The sequence below is a fragment of the Plantactinospora sp. CNZ320 genome, assembly GCF_002846275.1.
In genome coordinates this window covers 7,548,825-7,569,920 of record NZ_PJMP01000001.1, presented here as the reverse complement: position 1 = coordinate 7,569,920, position 21,096 = coordinate 7,548,825, and the positions used below count along the sequence as shown (strand labels likewise).

Annotated in this window: 17 protein-coding genes; 13 read left to right on the top strand and 4 right to left on the bottom strand. The window is 67.1% G+C overall.

The window, feature by feature from the left end; all coding sequences use genetic code 11:
- Nucleotides 1-85 precede the first annotated feature (85 nt).
- On the bottom strand, nt 86-1,312 hold the full coding sequence (gene fxlM, locus CLT71_RS33960; protein WP_486483597.1) for a class I SAM-dependent methyltransferase: 1,227 nt from the start codon (nt 1,310-1,312) through the stop codon (nt 86-88).
- A 482-nt stretch (nt 1,313-1,794) separates the two neighbouring features.
- Here fxlM and CLT71_RS33955 point away from each other — a divergent pair, with 482 nt between their 5' ends.
- The 9 genes from CLT71_RS33955 to CLT71_RS33915 all read left to right on the top strand — a co-directional run bounded on the left by CLT71_RS33955 (nt 1,795) and on the right by CLT71_RS33915 (nt 9,962).
- Nucleotides 1,795-2,544: a P-loop NTPase family protein gene (locus tag CLT71_RS33955; RefSeq protein ID WP_101370699.1), complete on the top strand. Its 750-nt coding sequence runs from the start codon at nt 1,795-1,797 to the stop codon at nt 2,542-2,544.
- Between the two features lie 11 nt (nt 2,545-2,555).
- Nucleotides 2,556-3,701 (top strand): radical SAM/SPASM domain-containing protein, encoded by a 1,146-nt coding sequence (locus tag CLT71_RS33950; RefSeq protein ID WP_101372016.1) that lies wholly within the window; start codon nt 2,556-2,558, stop codon nt 3,699-3,701.
- Nucleotides 3,702-3,773: 72 nt separating this feature from the next.
- Complete coding sequence (locus CLT71_RS33945; protein ID WP_101370698.1) at nt 3,774-4,208, top strand: NUDIX domain-containing protein; 435 nt, start codon at nt 3,774-3,776, stop codon at nt 4,206-4,208.
- A 4-nt stretch (nt 4,209-4,212) separates the two neighbouring features.
- Entirely contained in the window at nt 4,213-5,109 is an 897-nt protein-coding gene (locus CLT71_RS33940; protein ID WP_101370697.1) for a PfkB family carbohydrate kinase, read from the top strand.
- A 14-nt stretch (nt 5,110-5,123) separates the two neighbouring features.
- Nucleotides 5,124-5,771, top strand: coding sequence for a hypothetical protein (locus CLT71_RS33935; protein WP_101370696.1), 648 nt, complete (start codon nt 5,124-5,126; stop codon nt 5,769-5,771).
- Between the two features lie 271 nt (nt 5,772-6,042).
- Nucleotides 6,043-7,599 carry a helix-turn-helix domain-containing protein gene (locus CLT71_RS33930; protein ID WP_101370695.1) on the top strand — a complete coding sequence of 519 codons (1,557 nt, stop codon included), beginning with the start codon at nt 6,043-6,045 and terminating at the stop codon, nt 7,597-7,599.
- A gap of 53 nt (nt 7,600-7,652) precedes the next feature.
- Nucleotides 7,653-8,729: an asparaginase gene (locus tag CLT71_RS33925; RefSeq protein WP_486483750.1), complete on the top strand. Its 1,077-nt coding sequence runs from the start codon at nt 7,653-7,655 to the stop codon at nt 8,727-8,729.
- A complete protein-coding gene (locus CLT71_RS33920) occupies nt 8,722-9,192 on the top strand; it encodes a PCC domain-containing protein (protein WP_101370693.1) in 471 nt (156 codons plus the stop codon). Before CLT71_RS33925 ends, CLT71_RS33920 begins: the two co-directional genes overlap by 8 nt.
- A gap of 395 nt (nt 9,193-9,587) precedes the next feature.
- Nucleotides 9,588-9,962 (top strand): hypothetical protein, encoded by a 375-nt coding sequence (locus CLT71_RS33915; RefSeq protein WP_199187808.1) that lies wholly within the window; start codon nt 9,588-9,590, stop codon nt 9,960-9,962.
- Nucleotides 9,963-10,839: 877 nt separating this feature from the next.
- Here CLT71_RS33915 and CLT71_RS33905 read toward each other — a convergent pair.
- The gene (locus CLT71_RS33905; protein WP_101370691.1) at nt 10,840-11,223 is read right to left on the bottom strand and encodes a hypothetical protein; all 384 of its coding nucleotides are present in this window, start codon (nt 11,221-11,223) and stop codon (nt 10,840-10,842) included.
- Between the two features lie 460 nt (nt 11,224-11,683).
- Here CLT71_RS33905 and CLT71_RS33900 point away from each other — a divergent pair, with 460 nt between their 5' ends.
- The 4 genes from CLT71_RS33900 (at nt 11,684) to CLT71_RS33885 (ending at nt 14,052) form a co-directional block, all read left to right on the top strand.
- On the top strand, nt 11,684-11,983 hold the full coding sequence (locus CLT71_RS33900) for a hypothetical protein (RefSeq protein WP_143743727.1): 300 nt from the start codon (nt 11,684-11,686) through the stop codon (nt 11,981-11,983).
- A complete protein-coding gene (locus CLT71_RS33895) occupies nt 11,980-12,336 on the top strand; it encodes a ribbon-helix-helix protein, CopG family (RefSeq protein ID WP_101370689.1) in 357 nt (118 codons plus the stop codon). The genes CLT71_RS33900 and CLT71_RS33895 overlap by 4 nt, the downstream gene beginning before the upstream one ends.
- Before the next feature lie 675 nt (nt 12,337-13,011).
- Nucleotides 13,012-13,758, top strand: coding sequence for an integrase core domain-containing protein (locus CLT71_RS38420; RefSeq protein WP_486483596.1), 747 nt, complete (start codon nt 13,012-13,014; stop codon nt 13,756-13,758).
- A gap of 30 nt (nt 13,759-13,788) precedes the next feature.
- Nucleotides 13,789-14,052 carry a hypothetical protein gene (locus CLT71_RS33885; RefSeq protein WP_101370688.1) on the top strand — a complete coding sequence of 88 codons (264 nt, stop codon included), beginning with the start codon at nt 13,789-13,791 and terminating at the stop codon, nt 14,050-14,052.
- 37 nt (nt 14,053-14,089) lie between these two features.
- On the opposite strand, the gene CLT71_RS36760 is transcribed toward CLT71_RS33885, so the two are convergent.
- A complete protein-coding gene (locus CLT71_RS36760; RefSeq protein ID WP_143743726.1) occupies nt 14,090-14,560 on the bottom strand; it encodes a hypothetical protein in 471 nt (156 codons plus the stop codon).
- On the bottom strand, nt 14,551-21,054 hold the full coding sequence (locus CLT71_RS33880) for an RHS repeat-associated core domain-containing protein (protein ID WP_101370687.1): 6,504 nt from the start codon (nt 21,052-21,054) through the stop codon (nt 14,551-14,553). Before CLT71_RS33880 ends, CLT71_RS36760 begins: the two co-directional genes overlap by 10 nt.
- Between the last annotated feature and the right edge of the window lie 42 nt (nt 21,055-21,096).

Genomic DNA, 21,096 nt, shown 5'->3' with positions numbered 1-21,096 from the left:
TCTCTCCATCAATCAAGCCGACACGCCGTCAACAACGCTCATGGTCACTACAACTAGCCGCCCGGCGGGGCGGCTAGCGAGTGGTTCAGCCCGCTGTGGGCCAGGAGATCGTAACCCGACCGTGGGTCTTGGGCAGGACCGCAGCACCCTGCGGCAGGGCGGAGTCGTCGCTGCCGTTCGGCCAGTAGCCGATCGTCGGAGCGGGGCGGCCGTGGCGGTCCCAGGCCTGGATCTGCTCGACCATCGCGGTCGCGGGCAGCTCGCCGTGCCGGCCGTAGGCGCGTGCCCCGAACTCCACTCCCGGGCCATCCAACGCGGGTCGGATCGCGAGGTAGGCGAACGAGGCGTCCCGCACGACGCCGTAGGGGAACCACTGCCCGCGCTCGGTGGCCAGCTCGGTGCCGTCCTCGGCCTCGATCTGACAGAACCCGGGCAGGAAGCCTGCGTTCCATAGGTGCAGGTCGGCGAACGACGTCCTGTGCGGGATCGTGACGCCTGACCACACCTCGGCGCGGCCGGTCGCTAGGACCTCGTCGAGCCGGTCGATGCCCTGGGGGACGGTCTCGTCGAACCGGAGCCGGACGTGGTGGCCGTTCGCGTCTGCCAGTTCGAAGACCTGCTCCGTGTGCTGCCCGGCGCCCTGCATCGGCACGAACCCGTACACCTCGGTGCTCTCGCTCACCAGGTGGTCGCCGTCGCGGCGGAAGGCGACCGAACGGGTGACCCCGCCCATCCGCAACGGCACGACCAGCGTCCCGTTGAGCGCCAGTTGGTCCAGCCAGGCCGGGGAGATGTCCCACGCGCCGACCGTGACGATGATCGCCGCGAACCTGCCGTACCCGGGCAGGCTCTGCTGCGCGTCGGCCCGGACGACCGTGACCCGGTCGCCGTACCCGGTGGCCTCCAGCGCCGCCCGGGCCCGGCCGGTCACCTCCTCGTCGATGTCAACGCTGACCACACGCCCCTCGGGGCCGACAACCTGGGCCAGCAACGCCGCGTTGTAACCCCCCGAACCGATTTCCAACACGCGCAACCCGGGCCGCAGCGCAGCCTGCTCAAGCATCCTCGCCTGGACGAACGGCGCGCTGATCGAGGAAATGGTGGCACCATGCGGGTCGGTCTTGGTCACCAGCGACTCGTCGGCGTCGTACACGGCCTCCAGCGTGAACCCGGCCGGGACGAACGCGTGCCGGGGCACCGTCCGGAACGCGGCCTCCACCACAGGGGTGGTGATCAGGCAATCCGTTAGCAGCTTCTCCGTCATCGCGGAGCGGAACTTCCCCGCATCATCGGAGTCCCCGAACGTCTCCATGCACATACCCCCTACGGTTCGTTGATCCCTCTGACCGACATCGAGCTTTTGGCGCTCCCGTCCTGGTGATACGAGCCGGTCTACGGACGGAGCCTGGTGCCGGCAGTGCCGCAGCGAGCCGTGACGGCCGCGCTGCGGCTCTTCCTCCGCGGAGCTGCGGCCGGTCAGCGGGCAGCTGATTCGGCTCGCGCCTACCCGCTGCTCACATGCCCGTGGCCACGCTCAATCCGGCACAGTCCACCCAACGCCAACCACCGGGATGTCGAACACCCTCGACAGCGGATTTCGACACAGACGCCCCCGACCGGACCGGCACTCTCGACATCGCTGGCCCTGCCCCTCGGCGTAGCGGTCACGTGGCCATGTCGGAATTTCGTGTCGGCGGTATCCGACACGGGGCAGGTTCGAGTTGCCTTGAGGCTTCAACGCAGCCGATGTCCGGCGGGAGGCCACGATGTCGAACGTCCTGTTTCGAGGTTGAGATGGCCCGATGGATCGGTGGGTCGCCGCCCATCATTGAGGCTTGCCGCTCGTACGAGCGCGGGTTCGTGGCTCTGGTCGGTCCGCCGGCTGTGGGCAAGAGCAGCATCTCAGCGGCGTTGGTCGCGGACCTGAGTGGCCGGCTCTTTCGGTTGCGCGAGTTTGCCTTCTCGTGCCAGACCGAAGGCAGATTCGACCGCAGCGTCTTCGACACCGCTGATCATCTGGGATGGTTTTCCGACGACATGGTGGACATGGTCTTGAGGGCGGCGTTTCTCGACGGCGTCTTCGGCGACGCCGGATTGGTGGTGCTGGAGAACTTCCCTGGAAGTGCGAGCCAGCTCCGCATGATCGCGACGATCGCCGCGTCGTGTAGGTCCCGGTTGGTTGTGGTCGAGCTGGTGGCCGGCGACCTGACGGTGGCCGAACGTGCCCGCCGCCGCCGGGTTTGCGCCACCTGCGAGGCGGACCCCCGGGCTGATCCGCACCGCCCCGCCGTCGCAAGCAAGGAGTCGCCGGGGTGCTGCGCGCGCTGCGGCGGCGTCCTCGCTCTGCGGCGCAGCGACGAGCCGGGCCTTTTCGCGGCCCGGTTGCGCCGGTACCGGCAGCGCATTCCGGGCATTCGCCGGGCCGCGCGGATCGCCGGTACGCCGTATCGGACGGTCAGCGCCCAGGCGGGCTCTGACGCGTGCGTCGAGGCGGTGAAGGCACAGGTCCGCTCGTTCGGTTTCGTCGAGTCCTCGTCTGTGTGAAGGAGTCCGTCATGGCCCCTGTTCGCGTCGGGATCCCCACCCTGCGCCGTCCCGACAACGTCGGAACGGACCCGTACGGTCACGCCCGGCTGCCCGCCAGCGCGCACGACGCCGCACCGGAGCGGATCGACCGGATCGAGTACGGCCGGTTCCGGAACCTGTACCTCTACGTCACCAACCGCTGCCAGCTGCGGTGCGCGCACTGCTACATGGGCGAGCGGCTCGACTCGGCCGAGAAGATGCCGTACGAGCAGGTCCTCGACACGCTGCGGTTGTGGCGGCGGATGGGCAGTTCGAAGCTGACGGTCCTGGGCGGCGAGCCGACGCTGCACCCGGACTACATCCGGATCATCCGCGCCGCTGGCGAGGTCGGGTTCGAGCACGTCATCACCACGAGCAACGGGCTGGAGCCGGCCCGGCGCAAGTTCGCCCAGATGCGGCCGGAGGACTTCTCGTACGTACAGATCAGCCTGGACGGGGGGGCGGCGGACAGCCACGACCGGATCCGGGGGCAGGGCACCTTCGACGAGGCGCTGCGTAACGTGGCCACGCTTGCGGAGCGGGGTTTCGACGTGCGGATCATCTGCACGGTGAACCGGGTCAACGCCGGGGACAGTCTGCGGCTGCTGCAGGTTGCCGACGACCTCGGCGTGTCCCTGGTCAAGTACCACGTGTTCAGCACGATCGGCATCGGCAACGGTTCCACGGAGATGGCGATGCCGCCACACGAGTGGATCGCCTTCTACGAGGAGCTGGAACGCGTCGCCCCCGGCTACAAGACGCGATCCTGGTATCAGCCCACCTACGCGCGGCGCGAGCGCATCGCTCACTACGCCGCCCAGGGCTACCAGGGGTGCATCGGCCGCACCCTGGACCGGATCTCGGTGTTCCCCGACGGCCGCGCCTACGTCTGCTCGTACCTGTTCGACACTGACCTGCACTACGCGAACATGGTCGACGGCCGGATCGAGATCAACAAGGGTCGAAACGAGTTCGACCTGTTCACCCGCGTGTTGATCCAACCGAGCTGCGGCGGCTGTCACGTGGCCGGCGGCTGTGGCGGCGGATGCCCGGCCGAGGAACTCGTGATGGGTGCCGCCTCCTGCACGGTGCCGGACATCGTGCCGGTGTGCCGCCTCTGGAAAGCCGACGCCTGACCACACCATGCCCTAGACCAGCACACGTCGAACCCACCGAAGTCCGACGTACCCGAATGTGAGGAGTAGCCCATGGGTAAGCAGCGCGCCCAGCTCGACCTGCACCTGATCCTGCGCCGCGGCGACGAGATCCTGCTCGGCCAGCGACAGAACACCGGCTGGGGAGACGGCCGCTGGCACCTGCCATCCGGTCACGGCGAGGACGCCGAGTCCGCGATCGCCGGCCTCGTCCGCGAGGCCCGGGAGGAGATCGGCGTCGACATCGACCCCGCCGACGTGCGGTTCGCGCACCTGCTGCACCACCGCACCGAGTCCGCCCGGGCCGCGCTGTTCTTCGAGGTCACCCGCTGGGCGGGCGAGCCGGTCAACAACGAGCCGGACAAGTGCGCCGGCTGGCAGTGGTTCCCGCTGTCCGGCCTGCCCGACCCGATGATCGACTACGCGGCCGAGGCTCTCGCCCACTACGCCAAGGGCGAGGCCTACTCCGAGCGCGGCTGGCAGGAGTAGCACAGTGGCGGACCGTCTCCTCGACCTCGTCTGTGTCAGCTACCTTGCCGCCGCGCAGGTTCTCCACGTCCACGCCTACCCGCGCGCCAACAGCGGCACCGTCGTTGACGCGATCGCCGCCTCCGTGGCGGGAGACGGTCCGCTCACCGCCGTAACCGCCGCCCGAGCCGGCCTGACCGTCGGACTGATCACCAACCGGGTCGGCGACGATCCCGCCGGTCATCACCTGCTGGCCAATCTGAACACCGCCGGTGTCCGGCACACGCTCCACCCCGACCCGGACGTGCCCAGCCCGCACCTGACCGTGATCGCTGACGAGGCCGACACCCGCACCTGGTTCGCCGCCCTGCACCACGCCTACGCCGACCTGCACCAGGCCGACCTGACCCCGCTCACCCAGGCCAAGATCTGTTACGTCGACTGCTACCAGGTCCTCACCCACTGCGCGGCCCGTGCGATCACCGCCGCCGACGGCGCCGGGTTGGTCCTCAATTGCGGCGGCGACCCTCTCGCCGACGCCGTTGCTGACGCCGCGCGGGGTGAGCGGGTGCTGGCCGTGCAGACCAGCGTCGACGAATCCGACGCCGACGACGCGGAAGGTCTCGCGACGCATTTGTTCGACCGGGTCGGACCGGACGCGGCCGTCGTCACCGTCGGCCGGCTCGGCGCCGTCGCCCGCACCCGCCACCACCTACATCACGTGCCAGCGCCGCCAGGGCCGGTCACTCACACGCACGGCGCCGGAGCGGCCTTCTCCGCCGGCTACATCCACGCGCTCCTGCACGGCGGTGACACCGACCGCGCCCTGCGGGCCGGCTGCGAAGCCGGCACCGCCCACTGCGGCGGCTCCGCCGCCACCGTGCCCCAGCACCTGCCCATCCAGCGACCCGCCCCCGTCTGAAAGGGACCCCAGCGATGGACGACCTGCTCGCCGAGATCAGCAAACTGGACTGGAACGACCTGCCCGCCGTCACCGCCGCCAGCGACACGCTGCTCACCCGCCTCGACACCGAGCGGGACCTGCTCCGCGGGTTTGTCGACGGCGCACTCGCCGACCCGAACCTGCTGCGGCTGTGCGAGCACTACGACATCCTCGACAAGATCGTCATTCATGACGACCCGACCGGCTGGCGGCTACGACTGCACGTCTTCCTGCCCGGCTACTTCGACCGGCCCCACAACCACCGGTGGAGCTACGTCAGCCGCATCCTGCACGGCAGCTACACCCACACCCTCTACGGCACCGAGGACCTCCTCGGTGACACGATCGACCCCGCCGCGCTGGTACCGCGTATGGTCCGCACCGAACAGCCCGGCGACACCTACACCCTGCACCACACGATGATCCACTCGGTGGTGGCGCAGCCCTACACGACCTCGCTGATCGTGCGCGGTCCCGCGGTCAAGGACCGGTTCGTCGTCACCGACCGGCACACCGGCCAAGCCTGGTGGCAGTACGGCGCGGCCAGCGAGGACCCCACCGAGGCCGCCCGCAAGCGCATGAGCGGCGACCAAGCGGCGGCATGCGTCCACCACCTGGCCGAACTGGGACTGCTCGGCTGACGCGGATGCACGGCGGCGGCGATCGCCGCCGCGAACAACAGCCACGCTCGTCTCGATTCGCTTCCCCGGCTTCACGTGACCTGGGCTCCGTGCGGTCGGGTGAACGGGTGGAGCGCGCCGTACGACGCACCGTGCCGTCAACCGCACCCGTCGTGCGGCACGCTCCACCCACCGCCCCAGAAGAAACACTGCGGTCCGTTAGGGCAAGCTCGCCGCGTGTCACATCGCCAACGGCTCGACCGGTAACCTGACGCGGAGCGGAGGCACGTTCATGATCGAGCGACAGCACCTCCAACAGGCGAGAAATGATCTCGGTCGCCGCCTCGCCGAGTTGCGCAAGGCGCGGGGACTCATCCAGAAGGATGTCGCCGTGCGGATACCCACGGCCCGCAGCACCTACGGCATGGTCGAGTGCGGCCAGCAGGTTGTCGACCGGATCTTCTGGCAGCGCTGCGACTCGCTATTGAACGCCCAGGGCCAACTCGTCGCCGCCTACGACTCCTATCAGAACCTCTACGCGCACTACCAAGCGCAGCAGGCAGAGGCGGCACGCCGTGCCCGGTGGGCGGCCGTCGCCGACCTGGACACCGAACCGGCCGAGCCAGGACACACCCTGGCGGTCACCGACCACGAAGCGGCAGCGGAGCCAAGGACTGCCATCGCCTCCCTCCTCGACGTGACGATGGTCGACTCAGCGGCGAGGCGAACCGGGGTAGACCGTTGGACCGTCTCGGCACCTGGCGGGCAGCACTTCCCCGGCGCCTTGATCGACGTCGAGATGTATCCGGCGGTCGACGACGGCCGCATCCTCGCCACCATCGCCCACGCCGCTGCCGACCTGCGGTGGCGCCGCCCAGTCCAACGTCGGCTCGTCCTCGGGCACGTCGACACACCCGACCGTGAGAGCGTCTTCGCGCTGGACTCGCGGCAGGCCTACCGGCGACTAGTCGGAACCAACCACGACAGCCGGCTACTCATCCCCCGCGCCTACCAACTCGACGCGATCACCGCCGCCGTGCTGTGGGCGGTGGCGAACCTCGACCTGTCGCTGCTGCTCGACGACGCGAGATTGGACGCCGCCCAGGCCGCCGCATCCGATTACCAGCACCTGACCCGATCCGCGGTCAGCCGCGACCTCGCCGACGACCTCGACCCCGTGTCACGGCTATGGCTCGGCTCCACCTTCTGCGCTGACCACATCCGCCGCCACACCACCATCCTGTCCGACGTGCCCCTCTACTGGACGAGGGAGCAACGCGGCGAGGAAGCGAGCACCTGGTTGCTGTTCCGCCACAAGCTGCACTACCTATGCCAGACCGCCGAACACTTCCGCAACGCCGCCCAGCCGATGACCCGAATGTTCTGCGTTCCCCCACCAGCAGTGACGACCTCATCCACCTCCGAACGGATCCTGCTGCTCCTCGCCGTGGCGCTGATGGAATCCCTAAACATCCAGACCGCGATCACGGACGAGCCGGAGTACGGCACGCTATCGGGACTGGTCCTGGACCAGCGGCACGCGATCATGGCCAGCTGGATCCGCGCCGACGGCGTCTGGCACGTCGACGTCACCGACCAACCCACCGTCCTCGCCGAGTACCGCGACGCCCTCGGCCACGTCCGCGCCCACTCCGTCATCGCCGCCGACACCCCAGCCGACCGGCTACGCAACCTCGCCGACCACCTCAACCTCGACTGGCACTGGCTGCAACGCCGATGCGCCGACCTCGGCCAGTACGGCTTCGGCGGCCTCGCCGAACCCCGCAGCCGCCACCTCTGCCTCGACGGCGTCAACCAGGCGTGCCGCTTCGTCGGCACCCTCCCGTAATAGGCTCCCCGCACCACACCACCCACGAGCCGGAAAGGTCCCCCGTGTCCGCGATCCCGACAACGTCCGAACCACGGGTGGTGGTGTTCGGCCTCGGCGGCACCATCGCCATGACCAGCACCAACGGCGGCGCGGTAAGGCCCACCCTCTCCGCCGGAGAACTCGTCGACGCCGTACCCGGGCTCGCCGAGACCGGAATCGAAATCGACGTGGTGGACTTCCGTCAACGCCCCGGCGCATCCCTGACCGTCGCCGACATCACCGAACTCGCTACCGCAGCGGCACGCGAACTCTACGCGGGCGCGGCCGGAGTGGTCGTCACCCAGGGCACAGACACAATCGAGGAGACCGCCTACCTCCTCGACCTGCTCCACCAGCGCCCCGAACCGATCGTCGTCACCGGCGCGATGCGCAACCCGACCCTCCCCGGTGCCGACGGGCCCGCCAACCTCCTCGCCGCCACCCACACCGCCACCGCCCCAGCCGCCCGTGAACAGGGCTGCCTTGTCGTCCTCGCCGACGAGATCCACTCCGCCCGCTGGGTCAGCAAAACCCACTCCACCAGCGGCACCACCTTCCACTCCCTCGACAGCGGCCCGCTCGGCTACGTCGTGGAAGGCACGGTGCGGATGCTCACCAGGGTGCCGTACCGGCTCACCGTCCCCACTCCCCGCCCCGGCGACCACGCCCGCGTCGGCCTACACACGGTCACCCTCGACGACGACCCCACCCTCCTCGACACCATCGGCCCGCACCTGGACGGGCTCGTCGTCGCCGGCTTCGGCGTCGGACACGTCCCCGAACCCCTCATGGACACCCTCACCACCCTCACCGGACGGATCCCGGTCGTCCTCGCCTCCCGCACCCCCGCCGGCCCCACCCTCACCCGCACCTACGGCTTCCCCGGCTCCGAACAGGACCTCATCGCACGCGGCCTGATCCCCGCCGGCTGGCTACACCCCTACAAGGCCCGCATCCTGCTGCGCGTCCTCCTCGCCGCCGGAACGAAACCGCAGGACATCAGCACAGCGATCACCACCGCGGGTGGACTCACCGACCCCGCCGCCTGGCCCTGGCCCACAGCCATCAACAGCAACCATCAACCGGAGACGAGCGCGACGGATGCGTAGTCACGACCTCACCCCTGGCCGCATGATCGGCGTCGTCTTCGACCACGGCGACGACTTCCACACCGCCCTCACCGACGCCTGCCGCACCCACGGCATCAAACAGGGCTACATCCCCATGTTCATCGCCGGCCTGTCCACGGCGAAGATCGTCGGCACCTGCCAACGACTCGACAACCCCGACGCCCCCGTCTGGTCACACGTCGACCTCACCAACATCGAAGCCCTCGGCGGCGGCACCATCGCCTGGGACGAGACAACCCAGACGATCAAACCCCACATTCACATCACCGTCGGCCTGAAAGAACACAGCGCCACCGCCCACACCAGCCACCTGCTGGACGCCACCGTCCAGTTCCTCACCGAAATGCTCATCATCGAGATCACCTCGCCGACGATGCACCGGCAACCGAACCCCGACCTCTACGACGTACCCCAACTACGCTTCGGTCAGCGCCCGAAATGAGCTCGGCCTCCAGAGGGCGTGCGAGGACAGTGTAGTTCTCCCCGCCGGGGTGACTTCGAAGACCGCGATCCTGTCGGATCCGACGGTACGATTCGACGGAGGTCGGTACCTCGAAAGGAACCCGCCAGAGCGACTCGCCTGGCTGCCAGGCCGGTCGCTCATCGGACCGTCGGGCCAGGACCTCGACGGCCGGGGCGATTCGGTGCCCGGGCCCACGACGAACTTGATCGACCACAAGACCACGATCGGCCGGCCCCGCAGCACGTGCACGCGCTGGCGGCCGACTGACGTCGGCATCAGCATTTACGGAAGGTGACGAGAGTTGCCACCCGGGCGCGCCCGCACGGCGGCATGAGCGGATGGCTTCGTATCGCGGAGGTTCGTAGACTCGTCGCGTGATAGCGCGGATGTGGCGGGGCTGGGTCAACACCGACCGGGCCAGTGAGTATGTCGACTACATCGCCCGTACGGGCCTGGCTGAATACCGGCAGACGCCGGGAAATCTCGGCGCCGAGATGTGGACTCGGGATGTGGGTGGCGGCCGGTCCGAGGTGACGACGCTCAGCTGGTGGGAATCGTTTGACGACATTCGCGGGTTCGCCGGCGACGACGTCGAGCGGGCCGTGTTCTACCCGGAGGACGACGAGTACCTGATCGACCGCGAGATTACGGTGACCCATCACGAGGTGGTACGACGGCTCGGGTTGTCCGCCCGAGTGGCCGGGCCAGGAACTACCCCAGCAGATCTACCCCGACGTGATCGTCGATGACCTCGCCACCGCTGAGGCGGCAGTGCTTGATCTCGGCGCGACCAAACACACCCACACCAGCCTGGGGAATCCTTCCGTGTCCTCCTCGACCCCGCAGGTCACCCCTTCTGCCTCTGCGTGAGCTGACCGGGACCGACTCGGCGCACTCGCTCATCGGCAGATCCGGACATCGATCGCTATGGGAACCACTCACGCAGCGCGACGGCTTGGGCCGCTGGTCACCGAGGTAGGGCAGCATGCGGGCGTTACCGATTTTGATCGTGGGACGGTGGTCGATTCTTCCGCACTGGCGGCGTCGTGGGCGTCAGCCGGTGTGAGATTTGGGGTCGCCGCCGTCGTGAACGGGTCATCACGTGCAGTGGTGGCGCGGGCCGTGTGTCCGGTCATGTACAGGATGTTCCTGCGGCAGGACCACTGTGTTACCAAACCTCGCAACCGTCGAGCCGGAATGAAGGCGGCGAGCCGGGCCAGCATCGGCGGTCGTACCGCAGCCGACAGTCGGATCGGATTCAACAGACCGAAGTTCGGTGAGCACCCGGCAACAAAACACGCCCTGGCCCGTCGGTCAGCAGCTCATGGATTCCCGCGACCGGGCGTACACCGTGGCCGGTTGCTACGCCCGCGCGCACCGACACCAGCTGAAGTTCGGCCACCCCATGCTGAGAGACAGAGCAGGGCGTTCCCTCGCCGTCCAGGTTAAGCGCGTAGCAGTCGTAATCCGCGGCCGTTCCGCTGGTGTACCGCCGGGTTGTTGTGAGACGGTCGTCGTAGCCTCATCGAAGTACCCCACCCAGCCCCCGGCCCGTCGGCGTGGCCCGCCGTGCGGAGTCACGTCAGAGGGCCGCGCGTGCGCCACCACCAAGTCGGCGGCCCAAGGCTACGCGTTCGACGACCAACCGCGCAGCCGGGCGGCAACCAGCAACAGGCTCCATGTCCCAACGGACAGTGGTTGCACGAACGACGGCGTCACCGCACCGTCGAACGCGATCTGCCGGACGCCGTCGGCGGTGGCAAGGAGCCTGCGGCCGTACCAGCGTCGCTCGCCACGCGCGCTCCACACCGTCAGTGGACCATCGTCGGGGGCCTGCCCGACCTCGACCGCGCCCTGCGTCCGGGCAGGGTCGGCATTCGGGTACCGGCGTACTGCGGGGCGAACCAGGAACTGGAGCAGCGCGAGCGGCGCTCGACGTCGGCGTCGTCGCGCTTGCGCCTCGTCCGACGCCTCCACCACAGGCTGGGGGACCCCCTCCGTGGGCATCATCCATCGCTCGGGTTCAGAGGACCGCTGCGGGACCACCTAGATGATCATGTGCTCCCAGTTTGCTCCCACCGTAAGGAGCAGTAACAAAATGGCTCGTTACCGATGATCTGGTAACGAGCCATTTGACGTGCGCATATAGCTGGTGGGCGATACTGGGTTTGAACCAGTGACCTCTTCCGTGTCAAGGAACGATCCACAACCCTCTGACCAGCAACGACGTGACCGACCGCAGATTGGGCAGAGACGATACCCGCAGGCCGGGCCAGTTGAGCGCGGTTCAGCGTCGTTGGGAGCGCGCCACCGCTCCCAATCTGCTCCCCGTAACGCTGATCGGACCCGAGTAGCGACGATGGCAATCCTCGCCAGCGCCAGCGCGATCAACCAGTCCCACGTCAGCGCCGACGTCCGGATACTCGAACGATAGAGGCTCAGCCCGCGCACCCAGGCCCAGCGTATTACGATGTGTTACGGTAATAGCGTGCCGGAGCGGGAGTACGTGTGGACCGACGAGGGCCTGGCCACCGCCCGCCGCAACGGCCTCGGCGTGGACGAGACAACCCAGGCGCTCTACGCCCCACCGGGCCTACGCTACGAACGCGCCCTCGGGGACCTACTGCTCATCGTCATGGGCATGGCCGACAGCGGCCGAGTCATCGCCGCGCTGTGCGACCGCATCGGCGCCACCCAGACATACAAGATCATAGGAGCCCGTGCCCTCCAGGGCACAGACCTCGACGAGTGGAGGAGGCGAGTCCTGTGACCGAGCCGAACTTCGACCAGATGACCAAAGACGAGGTCATCGCATGGTTCCAGAACACCGAGAGTCTGGCACCGGTCATCAGGTCCATGGCCGAAGCGCCCGCGTCCGCAGCCGCACCCGAGACACCCATGATGCTGGTCAGCATCCGGCTCCCCGTCGCACTTGTGGGACAGCTCGACCACCTCGCCGACCAAGCCAACGCCCGCCGATCCGACATCATCCGCGATGCCCTGACCAGATACATCACCGCCCGCACAACACCCGTCAGCCAAGACGAAGCCGAACACGCCCTCGACGTGCTTCGCCGCATCGTGACCATCCGCACCACCGAAAGCCAGGCCGACGCGGCGTAGGGGACCTCGGGGAACGTCAATCACTCTATGAAAGCGGGTGTGACTCAAACCCGGCATGCACATCTGCCGCGTTTTGCTCACCGACCGACGGAGCGACTGTCAGCACCCGTCCGACGAGTCCGGCAGGAGTTCGAAGGCCGACCCCGGGCGGGACGGCTGCCAACGGGCAGCCAGGGCCTGGCGGACGCCCACAGCCAACCTGTTCCTGCCGAGAAGTACGTTCTTACTGGTCAGCAGGCATCTCGATCTTCGGAGCAGATCTTGGTCAGCTCCTCCCGTGTCCCCTCATGTATCGTCGTTGGTAACTACGCGATGATGCCGCTTCATGCTGTTGCGACTGGCGTACCTGGGTATCACCAACGCGTTCGCGTTGCTGCGGCTGCTGCCGGGTAGCGACCGGGTCAAGGACGCGGAGATCCTCGCCCTGCGCCACCAGCTCGCGGTACTGCAACGCCAGCTCGACGGGCAGCGAGTCCGATTCGATCCGGCCGACCGCGCCTGGCTGGCCGCGCTGTTGCACCGCCCTCCGAGACCCACCCTGCACAGCCTGCGGTTATTGGTGCGGCCCGACACGATCCTGCGCTGGCACCGTGACCTGCAGCTCGCCGCCACGCGGCCACGTCGCGGCCTCGCCGACGGGGCCGGCCAGGCACCATCCGCTCGATCCGCGCACTGGTGCCGCGCCTGGTGGAGGAGAACCCGTCGTGGGGCTATCGGACGATGCACGGGGAACCGCTCACCCTCGGGGTCACGGTCGCCGCCTCCACGGTCTGGGAGATCCTGCGCACCGCCGGAATCGACCCCACCCCGGACCGGGTCACCACCACCTGGGCGCAGTACCTGCGCTCGCAAGCCGACCCGCTGGTGACGGCGGACTTCATCGAGACCATCACGCTGACCGCCAGCAGGTTGAACATCCTCGCCCTAATCGAGCACGCCAACCGCCGCGTCCGTGTCCTCGGCGCGACCGCACACCCGACCACCGCGTGGGTGACCCAGACCGCCCGCAACCTCGTCATGGACCCCGAGAACGCGGGATGCCAGGTGAAGTACTTCATCCGGGATCGGGACGGCAAGTACCCGGCCCTGTTTGACGCCGTCCTGGCCGACGCCGGGATCACGGTCGTGCCCAGCGGCGTCCGCGTTCCCCGGATGAATGCCGTGATGGAACGCTGGGTGCGGACATGCCGACACGAGCTGCTCGACCGGACGCTGATCTTCAACCAGCGACATCTGCTGCACGCGCCACGCGAGTTCGAAACCTTCCACAACGGACACAGGCCGCACCAAGGCATCGCGAACGCCCGGCCACTCGCGCCGCTGCCCGAGCCGATCACCGATCCGGACCGAATTGCCCATCCGAACATCCGCCGACGTGACCGCCTCGGCGGCATCCTCCACGAGTACGAGCATGCCGCCTGACCTACGCGGACGACATTTTCGGCAGCTACAGTGTCAGACGAGACGCTGCGCACGCCACGGATCATCCTCATGGCCGGCGCCTTCGGCCCCACGGCCACCAACACCGCCCCCTACCTGTACGAGTCCAGCATCGACATCCGACTCGTCCGCCACCAGCTCTATCGCGCCAACACAGGAGAGACGATCCTGTCAGTGACGCAGCTGCTCCCAGTCCCCGACGCTGAGGAGTATATGGTCCGGCCATGCTCGAGCAACGGCACCCGGGTCGCCACACAGACCGCCAAGGCCCGCTAGGCCTCCGCCGTGCAGCGGCTCAACCACTCCCGAGACCTCAACCTGGTTTACTGCAGCCGGTCGTCAATCTCAGTACCATCGACTGACCATTCTTTACGGCCTTTGTGTCGTCGGCGTCGAGCCCCAAGGAGTCAAACGAGGCTACATCTTCTCTCAGCTGCGCAACGGTCAGCCGGCAAGACATACCTCGATACGGGATGCGGTATCCCTCGGCAAGATACCGGAACAGCGTTCCGGCCGTCGGGGAGGCTGGCGGCGATGAGCCGAAGTCGAAACCCGGGGCCTTCACTGCGACGGCGACGTCGCTACCACTCGGCCCGACATAGATAAGGACGGTATCCTCTGCTCGGATATACCTGTCCGTCAGCCGAAAACCTTGCACCTCGACCTCGTCGGCGTACGAGCCAGCAGTTGTTTTCTCTGAACTGGACCCACAGGCGGCGACAGTCATGCCTACTGCGACTGTTAGCAGAAAGACCAGAATTTTCCGCACCGGTCTCAGCCGCATGTCCAGTAACCCGAACCACATATCACCTTGTCCGCTTCAGTGAAGTTGGCACGAAACATCTTCAAATGGTCCTTACCGTGCTGAGACATCTGGTCCCGGCCTAGGGCAACGCCCCTCATCGCATCGACAGTACCTCGATAGCCGAAGTCAAGGAGTTCCTGACGGCTGTACTGCGATCCGGAACCCGATACTTCAGGCAACTCTCGCTCGAGAGCCTTCATTCGGTAGGCCATTGCCTTCAGCGCAAGCTCCGGAGCATCTCGGATGTCGCCCCATGACGTCCCCGCGAACTCCTCAGGAAATTCGTCGCGAACCGAGTCGAAAGTCTTCTTGTCCATATTGGAAATGCCGATCGATGCCTCGTCACCTTGGCCACCCAGCTTGGGAACCCACCCGGGCACGTTGATATTTTTCTGTATCCCGTGCTGTATGGCGCACGCTCGGCTACCCGTGACACCGAGACAGAAACGACTCTCGATCATCAACGTCGCCAAAAGCCCGCGCGGATCAAGATCGAGTTTCACGCCGAGGTCGACCAGATACTCCGCATAGTAAGCCGCCAGGTTGGGATGCATATTAAGTACACCCCGAGTACATGGAAGTTCTCGCGCTGCGAAGCACGACGGGTAGGGTCTTCCGCTGGTTTTGGTCGGTCTGACCTTACCGCTGCCTCTGCCGTTGCCCTTCTGCCAGTCGTTCGTCTTTGGCCCCCAGATTTTTTCCTGGTGGTCCTTCGCCTCACCTGGCGACATTCGGTCCGCCGCGACCTCGTCGGAGATCAGACCGGTGGGGTCGGAGCGGGTGACCGGGGAGTTGTTTGAGTAGCTGTAGCCGTTCCACTGCTGCGGGTCGGTCATGTCCTGGATCGGGTCGACGGAGATGAAGCGTCCGATGGTGGGGTCATAGGCGCGGGCGCCGATGATGGTGAGTCCGGTGGGGCTCATCGGCTTGTTGAGGAAGCCGCGGTTGTCGGGGTAGGTGGCTGCGGCGCCGCGAGGGGCGCCGTAGGGGGTGTACTGGCGCCAGGTGGGTGTTTGTGCGGTGTTATCGAGGTAGATGCTGGGGGTGCCTTGGTGGTCGGCGAGGGCAAAGGTGTAGCCGGTGCCGGTGCCGGAGCGGATGCAGGTGCCGCCGCCGGGCAGCGCGTGGTAGCGGTCGCCGTCGATGGCGCCGGTGGTGGTGTTGAGGGTGAGTTGTTGTCCCGGAAGGTAGAGGATGGTCTTCGCGGGTTCCTTCTGGAGGAGGAGGTTGCCGTCGGCGTCGTGGATGAAGGTGTTGGTGCCGCTGGTGCCGCTGGTGATCGAGGCGAGTTTCCCGGCGTCGTCCCAGGCGAGGGTCTGGTTGCCTTCGGCGGCGTTGCGGCTGGTCATGTTGCCTGCGGTGTCGTAGGCGTAGGCGGTAGTGGCGGTGGCTGCGCCGGTGGTGCTGGTGGCGGTGAGGGTGTGGGGTTTGTTCTGGCCATTTCCGTCGTAGGTGTAGGTGGTGGTGGTGTCGTTGCCGCTGGTGAGGTTGCGTTCGGTCTGCTTGGTGCGGTTACCGATGGCGTCGATCTCCCAGCTGGTCCAGTAGGCGCTGCCTGAGCCGATGGTGTTGCCGACCATGCTGCGGTTGCCGAGGGTGGGGGTGGCCGTGCAGTTGTCGGTGGCGGTCCAGGCTTCGGTGAGCCGGTTGAGGCTGTCGTAGCCGTAGCATTGTGTTTCAGCGGGGCTGGGTACGCCGTTGCGTTTGCTGGTCTTTCGGTTGATTTTGCCGTACAGATCGTAGCGGTATTCCTGCTCGTCGAGGGTTGTGGCGGTGGTGCTACTGGTGGCCTTGCTGACGAGCTGGTTGGTGAGTCGGCCGGTGTGTGTGTCGTAGGTGTTGGTGACCAGGGCGAAACTGCTCACGGAGCCGATCTTCTGCTGGGTGACCCGGCCCCACGCATCGTAGATGACCTCTTGCGTGTAGGGGGCGAGTCCGACGAGGCCGATAGGTAGGTCGAGTTCGCCGTAGCCGTGGAAGACCGTTTCCGCTGGCAGGCTGCCCTTGGCCGGATACGTGTCGGTGGAGGGCATGCCGAGGACGTTGTTGTAGGTGTGTCCGTAGACGTAGGAGCCGGCGAGGGCGCCTTCGGCGTCGGGGATGGTGATGGTGGACCCGAGGCTCTTGCCGAAGACGTTGAAGGCCTTCTGCTGGGTCGTGTAGGCGTGCCCGCCGCGGTAGGCGATGGTGGTGGTGAGCTGGCCGATCGGGTTGGTGACTCCGGCGACGTTGTTGCTGTTGTCGTAGACCCACGCTGCGCGCCGGTTCGTCGGAGCCTGGTTGGTCACGGTCGCGGTGTACTCGCCGGTCTTGCGGTCGAGCGCGTCGTGGGTGAACGAGAGGGTTCTGTCCCGCCCGTCGGTGGTTTGCTGCAGGTTGCCGTTGGCGTCGTAGCTCATCGTGCTGGTGCCGGCGTCGGGGTCGGATTTGCTGACGACCTGGCCGAGGAGATTGTAGGTCGACGTCCACACGTTGTCCGCGGCGTCGGTCACCGAGGACTGGTTGCCGCGCACGTCGTAGCCGTAGCTGCTGGTGGTTGTGGTGCCGCCGGTGACTGTGTACGTGCCGGTGAACGTGTCCTGCGGTGCTGTCATTGTCGGCCGCGCCGAATACTCGATCAACTGTGTCTTGCGGTTGAGGGGGTCGGTGACGGTGGTGGCCACCGCTCCACCGTCCGGTGGTACGACGGTGGTGCGGTCACCGTGATAGACGGTCGTTGTCGACGAGATGGTCACGCCGTTTTTCGCCGCCTCGACGAGCACCGCCCGGCCCAGGCCGTCGTAGGTGGTGGAGGTCTGGTTCGGTACTTGCTTGTCGAGGTCCGCCGCCGACACTGGGCTGGTCACCACGGGGAGGCTGGTGTCGTCCCACCAGCCGTTGTAGGAGGCCCGGGTCCAGCCTCGGGTGTCGTAGAACGTGTCGGTGATCATCCGGCCGCCGTTTGGCGTCATCGCCTGTGTCTGCCGTTCCCGCAGCATGGAGTCGTACAGGGTCACCGAGGTTCGGTAGCCGTTCGCGCGGTTCAAGCTCCGGCTCGTCACCCCTGTGACGCTGGTCTTCGAGATTGTGTAGGTGAAGGTGTGGTTCGCCGGGCTGCTCGTCGGTCGCGAGTGTAGCCAGACCGATGTGGCGCGGCCCACTGCGTCGTACTGCTGGCGGTTCACGATGCTGTTCGCGTCGGTGCTGGTCAGCGTGCTGCCCCGGCGCGGGTTCACCGTGGTTGACGAGGTCTGCTGCAGGGCGTTGGTGCTCGATGTGCCGGTGGTCAGGCCTACCGTGTTCATGGTGTAGCCGACGGTGGACTTGTTGCCCTTGGCGTCGTAGCTGTCCACCGGCCGGCCGTAGCTGTCGTAGGTGCCACGTCCGAGGGTCTGCCACACGTATCCGTCGACATTGTGGTCCGTGGCCGTCCGGGTCATCGTCACGTTCCCCTTCGTGGGGGCGGACGCTTGGGGGAACGTAACGGCGAACTGAGTGTCGTCGTAAAACGTGCGTTCGACCTTTACCACCTGCGTGGGTCGGCTTACCGACGTCGGGGCGGTCAGCGTGTTGACGCTGCCCGGCTCCGACGGCGGGCTGCCGGCAGTGAAGCCGCCGCACGCCACGGCGACGGTCTCCACCTGGGAGGTCAGACCAACCAGGTTCTTATCCGTGTTCGCCGGGGCGTAGGTGTAGCTGGTGCACTGGTCGAAGGCGGGGTTGGTCGGCACGGTGTGGTTATAGGTGTGCTTGAGCGAGCCGAGGGTGGCGCTGGCGGTGTTCGCGTCGTAGCTGTGCTCCGTCGCCGTGTTCCGCCATGTCGGTGTTGCGCCGCTGGTCACCGCTTGACGGGTGTAGGTCTTGATCGGCTGCACCCACTGTGCCGTCAGCGCCGGCAGTCCGGTGCGGTTGCGGGTGGCGGTGGCGCCGGACGCCCAGTACGAGGTGATCGTCGAGGAGTCGATGCGCCCGTTTTCGCCCAGGTATTTGGTGGTCTCCAGCACACGGCCGGCGAACTCGTCGACGTCTTCGTGCACGCCACCGGCCGAGTCAGTAAGGTTCGCCACCGTTGTCGAATTGTTCTTCGACATACCTCGGTAGTAGGTGACCTGCGACATCGTGCGGCGGTCGTTGACACCGTCACCGGTGAACGTCCGTACCTTGCCGTAGCCGCGGAACTGGCCGTAGGTGCGGTACTTGGCCTTGACGACCTCGCTCTCGTCATAGCGCCACGCCGCGCCGTCGAGGTACTGGTAGCTGGTGGTCAGCGCCGGAGCGCCGCCGGTCGGGTCGGTGGAGGTCACCCGGGTAACCGCCCACTTGTTGAACCAGTCCCGAAGCGGGTTCACATATCCGTCAGGTGTCCAGTACACGGGGTAGCACGACTTCATGTTCGATGCTGGTGACTGGGTGACGGGGGCGGTGCACGACGCCGGCAGTTCGTAGCTCGGAGCGATCACCGAACCGGTCTCGGTTGTGATCGCCGAGATCCGCTGCCGGTAGAACGACGGCAGCCCACCTGCGGTGTCGACCCGGTTGGCCAGCTTGATCCCGCTGAAGCTCACCGACGGCATGGTGATCGCCGCCGTCCCGCCCGCGCTGAGGTCGTGGCCGGTGCGGGTGACCGACGACAGCCACAGTGTCGGGGATGTGCTGTCGCCCGTCGGCGGCATCGTGTGGGTCAGCGCGTACGAGTCGACCGTCTCGTGTTGGCTGGTCCCGGTGTTCCACTGCTGGGTTTCGATCGACGTCAGACGCACGGTGGAGAAGAACGACGGGCTCCAGTTGTCGCAGTCCGTCCCTGATGCGCAGATCAGGTCGAAGGGCACGTCTGGCCAGTTCGCCTTGTTCGCCGCGTTCAGCGGCTGACAGGTCCCGGACAGGCAGCGGTCCTCGGTGTGGAACAGCACCCGGTTCGGCACCGTCCCGTACGCGCTGCCATCGCGGAACCCGTAGTCGATGCGGCTCAACCAGGAGTCCCGGATGTAGGACACGTCGGTTGCGCCCTTGTTCCTGCCGTAGAAATTTGTGTCCTGGCCGTAGTAGTACGCCATCGCGTTACCGTGAACGTCGACCACGTGGTCGAGGCTCCACCGGTACGCCATCTTGCACACCGATGACGAGAACCCCGCCGAGTCGTAACAGGGATCCCCCTCATGCGGCGAGTACACCGGTGTGTGATCCACCGACTTCGTTTCCGGCTTTCCCGACGTCCAGCCAGGTAGGCGGTTCCGGCCGAACTCGTAGACAGTTCCGTCGCGCAGCGTCACGCGCCAGTAATCGGTGTGCTCGGTACCGGAACCGTTGTTCGAATTCGTGACCCGCGTGATCACCTCACCGTTGTCCTGCTCCGGCTTCCAAATCTCCTTACCAGCGTCCCACACCAGCGACGTCGACGACCCGTTCAGCGACATCGTCAGCACGGGGCCGTCCCAGCACCGGTCGTACGTCTTCACCGGCGACGGCTTGCCTCCGGGCTCGTCCTGGCACGACGCGAAAGTCTGCTCGATGAACGAGCGGGGCGTCGACCAGCCATCTCCCACCCAGGACGCCTGCGCGTTGGTCGACGCCGTCTGGCCGTCCACGCTCGCCGAGTCGTACGACAGTGCCAGCGTCGGTGCGAGGTCCGACGCCGCCGGCGGCACGTCCATTGGGTACGAGTAGGTGAACGAGCCCGTGCTTCCTCCGCCGGTCCAGGACCCCGACGGCTTCAGGTCCGTGGCCGCGTACGTGCCGCCGGCGCCGCCCTCGTCGCCCGGGTCGGCGACCGCAGCCAACACGACTGTGGCGTCATCGGCGGACCGGTTCTGCAGACCGCGCGCCGGCAGTGATATCTCCGCCGACACCGACTGCGCCGACACCTCGTTCGAGGACGCCAGCGGCGAGCCCATACGACACGAGGTCACGTGCGGCGTCGTCATCGCACACGCCGGAAGTCGTACCAGACGCAGCCGCGAGCCGAAGTTCCCGCCGAACGCCTCCGCAAACCCGGCGTAGTCCACTCCGACTCGCACTACGCCGGACCCCTGCGCTGTTTCTGGTCGTAGCGACAGCAGCACCCCATCGACACCGGCGGCCTCGGCGGCGGCGCGGTCGGCCACGCGCACCTCGACCTGGCCGGGCCCCTCGTACGAGCCATTGCGCGGCACCGGCTGCGCCCACACGGGAGTATCGGCGGCCCGCACCTTCACCGGCGTGGCCGCCCGGCCAACCACGCCAGCGAGGTCCAGCTGGGACGTCGCCGCCTTTGGCCACGCAGTTCGGGTGGGCCGGTAGGAGTCCCTCGCCGCGTTCGGCGGGGTCACGAACTTCGTCGGCAACGGCTTGACGCCCTTCACCGACGGACCCGGTGACGGAGTAGGCGCCGTCTGCTCCGGCGGCTTGGCCTGTGCCGGTGTCGCGGTCAGCATTCCCGCCAGCAGCGCACCAGCGGTAACAAAGGCGATGGCGGTCCGTCCGTATGCGGACAGGCGTGACCGGCCGAACCTGCTCATGCAACCTCACCTCAGCGAAGATCGACACAAGCCACGTCGAGT

What these genes read in the sequence shown, in the direction of transcription:
- fxlM (WP_486483597.1), bottom strand. Translation starts at nt 1,312, where the DNA reads ATGGAGACGTTCGGGGACTCCGATGATGCGGGGAAGTTCCGCTCCGCG.
- CLT71_RS33955 (WP_101370699.1), top strand. Translation starts at nt 1,795, where the DNA reads ATGGCCCGATGGATCGGTGGGTCGCCGCCCATCATTGAGGCTTGCCGC.
- CLT71_RS33950 (WP_101372016.1), top strand. Translation starts at nt 2,556, where the DNA reads ATGGCCCCTGTTCGCGTCGGGATCCCCACCCTGCGCCGTCCCGACAAC.
- CLT71_RS33945 (WP_101370698.1), top strand. Translation starts at nt 3,774, where the DNA reads ATGGGTAAGCAGCGCGCCCAGCTCGACCTGCACCTGATCCTGCGCCGC.
- CLT71_RS33935 (WP_101370696.1), top strand. Translation starts at nt 5,124, where the DNA reads ATGGACGACCTGCTCGCCGAGATCAGCAAACTGGACTGGAACGACCTG.
- CLT71_RS33930 (WP_101370695.1), top strand. Translation starts at nt 6,043, where the DNA reads ATGATCGAGCGACAGCACCTCCAACAGGCGAGAAATGATCTCGGTCGC.
- CLT71_RS33920 (WP_101370693.1), top strand. Translation starts at nt 8,722, where the DNA reads ATGCGTAGTCACGACCTCACCCCTGGCCGCATGATCGGCGTCGTCTTC.
- CLT71_RS33905 (WP_101370691.1), bottom strand. Translation starts at nt 11,223, where the DNA reads ATGATGCCCACGGAGGGGGTCCCCCAGCCTGTGGTGGAGGCGTCGGAC.
- CLT71_RS33900 (WP_143743727.1), top strand. Translation starts at nt 11,684, where the DNA reads ATGTGTTACGGTAATAGCGTGCCGGAGCGGGAGTACGTGTGGACCGAC.
- CLT71_RS36760 (WP_143743726.1), bottom strand. Translation starts at nt 14,560, where the DNA reads ATGCGGCTGAGACCGGTGCGGAAAATTCTGGTCTTTCTGCTAACAGTC.
- CLT71_RS33880 (WP_101370687.1), bottom strand. Translation starts at nt 21,054, where the DNA reads ATGAGCAGGTTCGGCCGGTCACGCCTGTCCGCATACGGACGGACCGCC.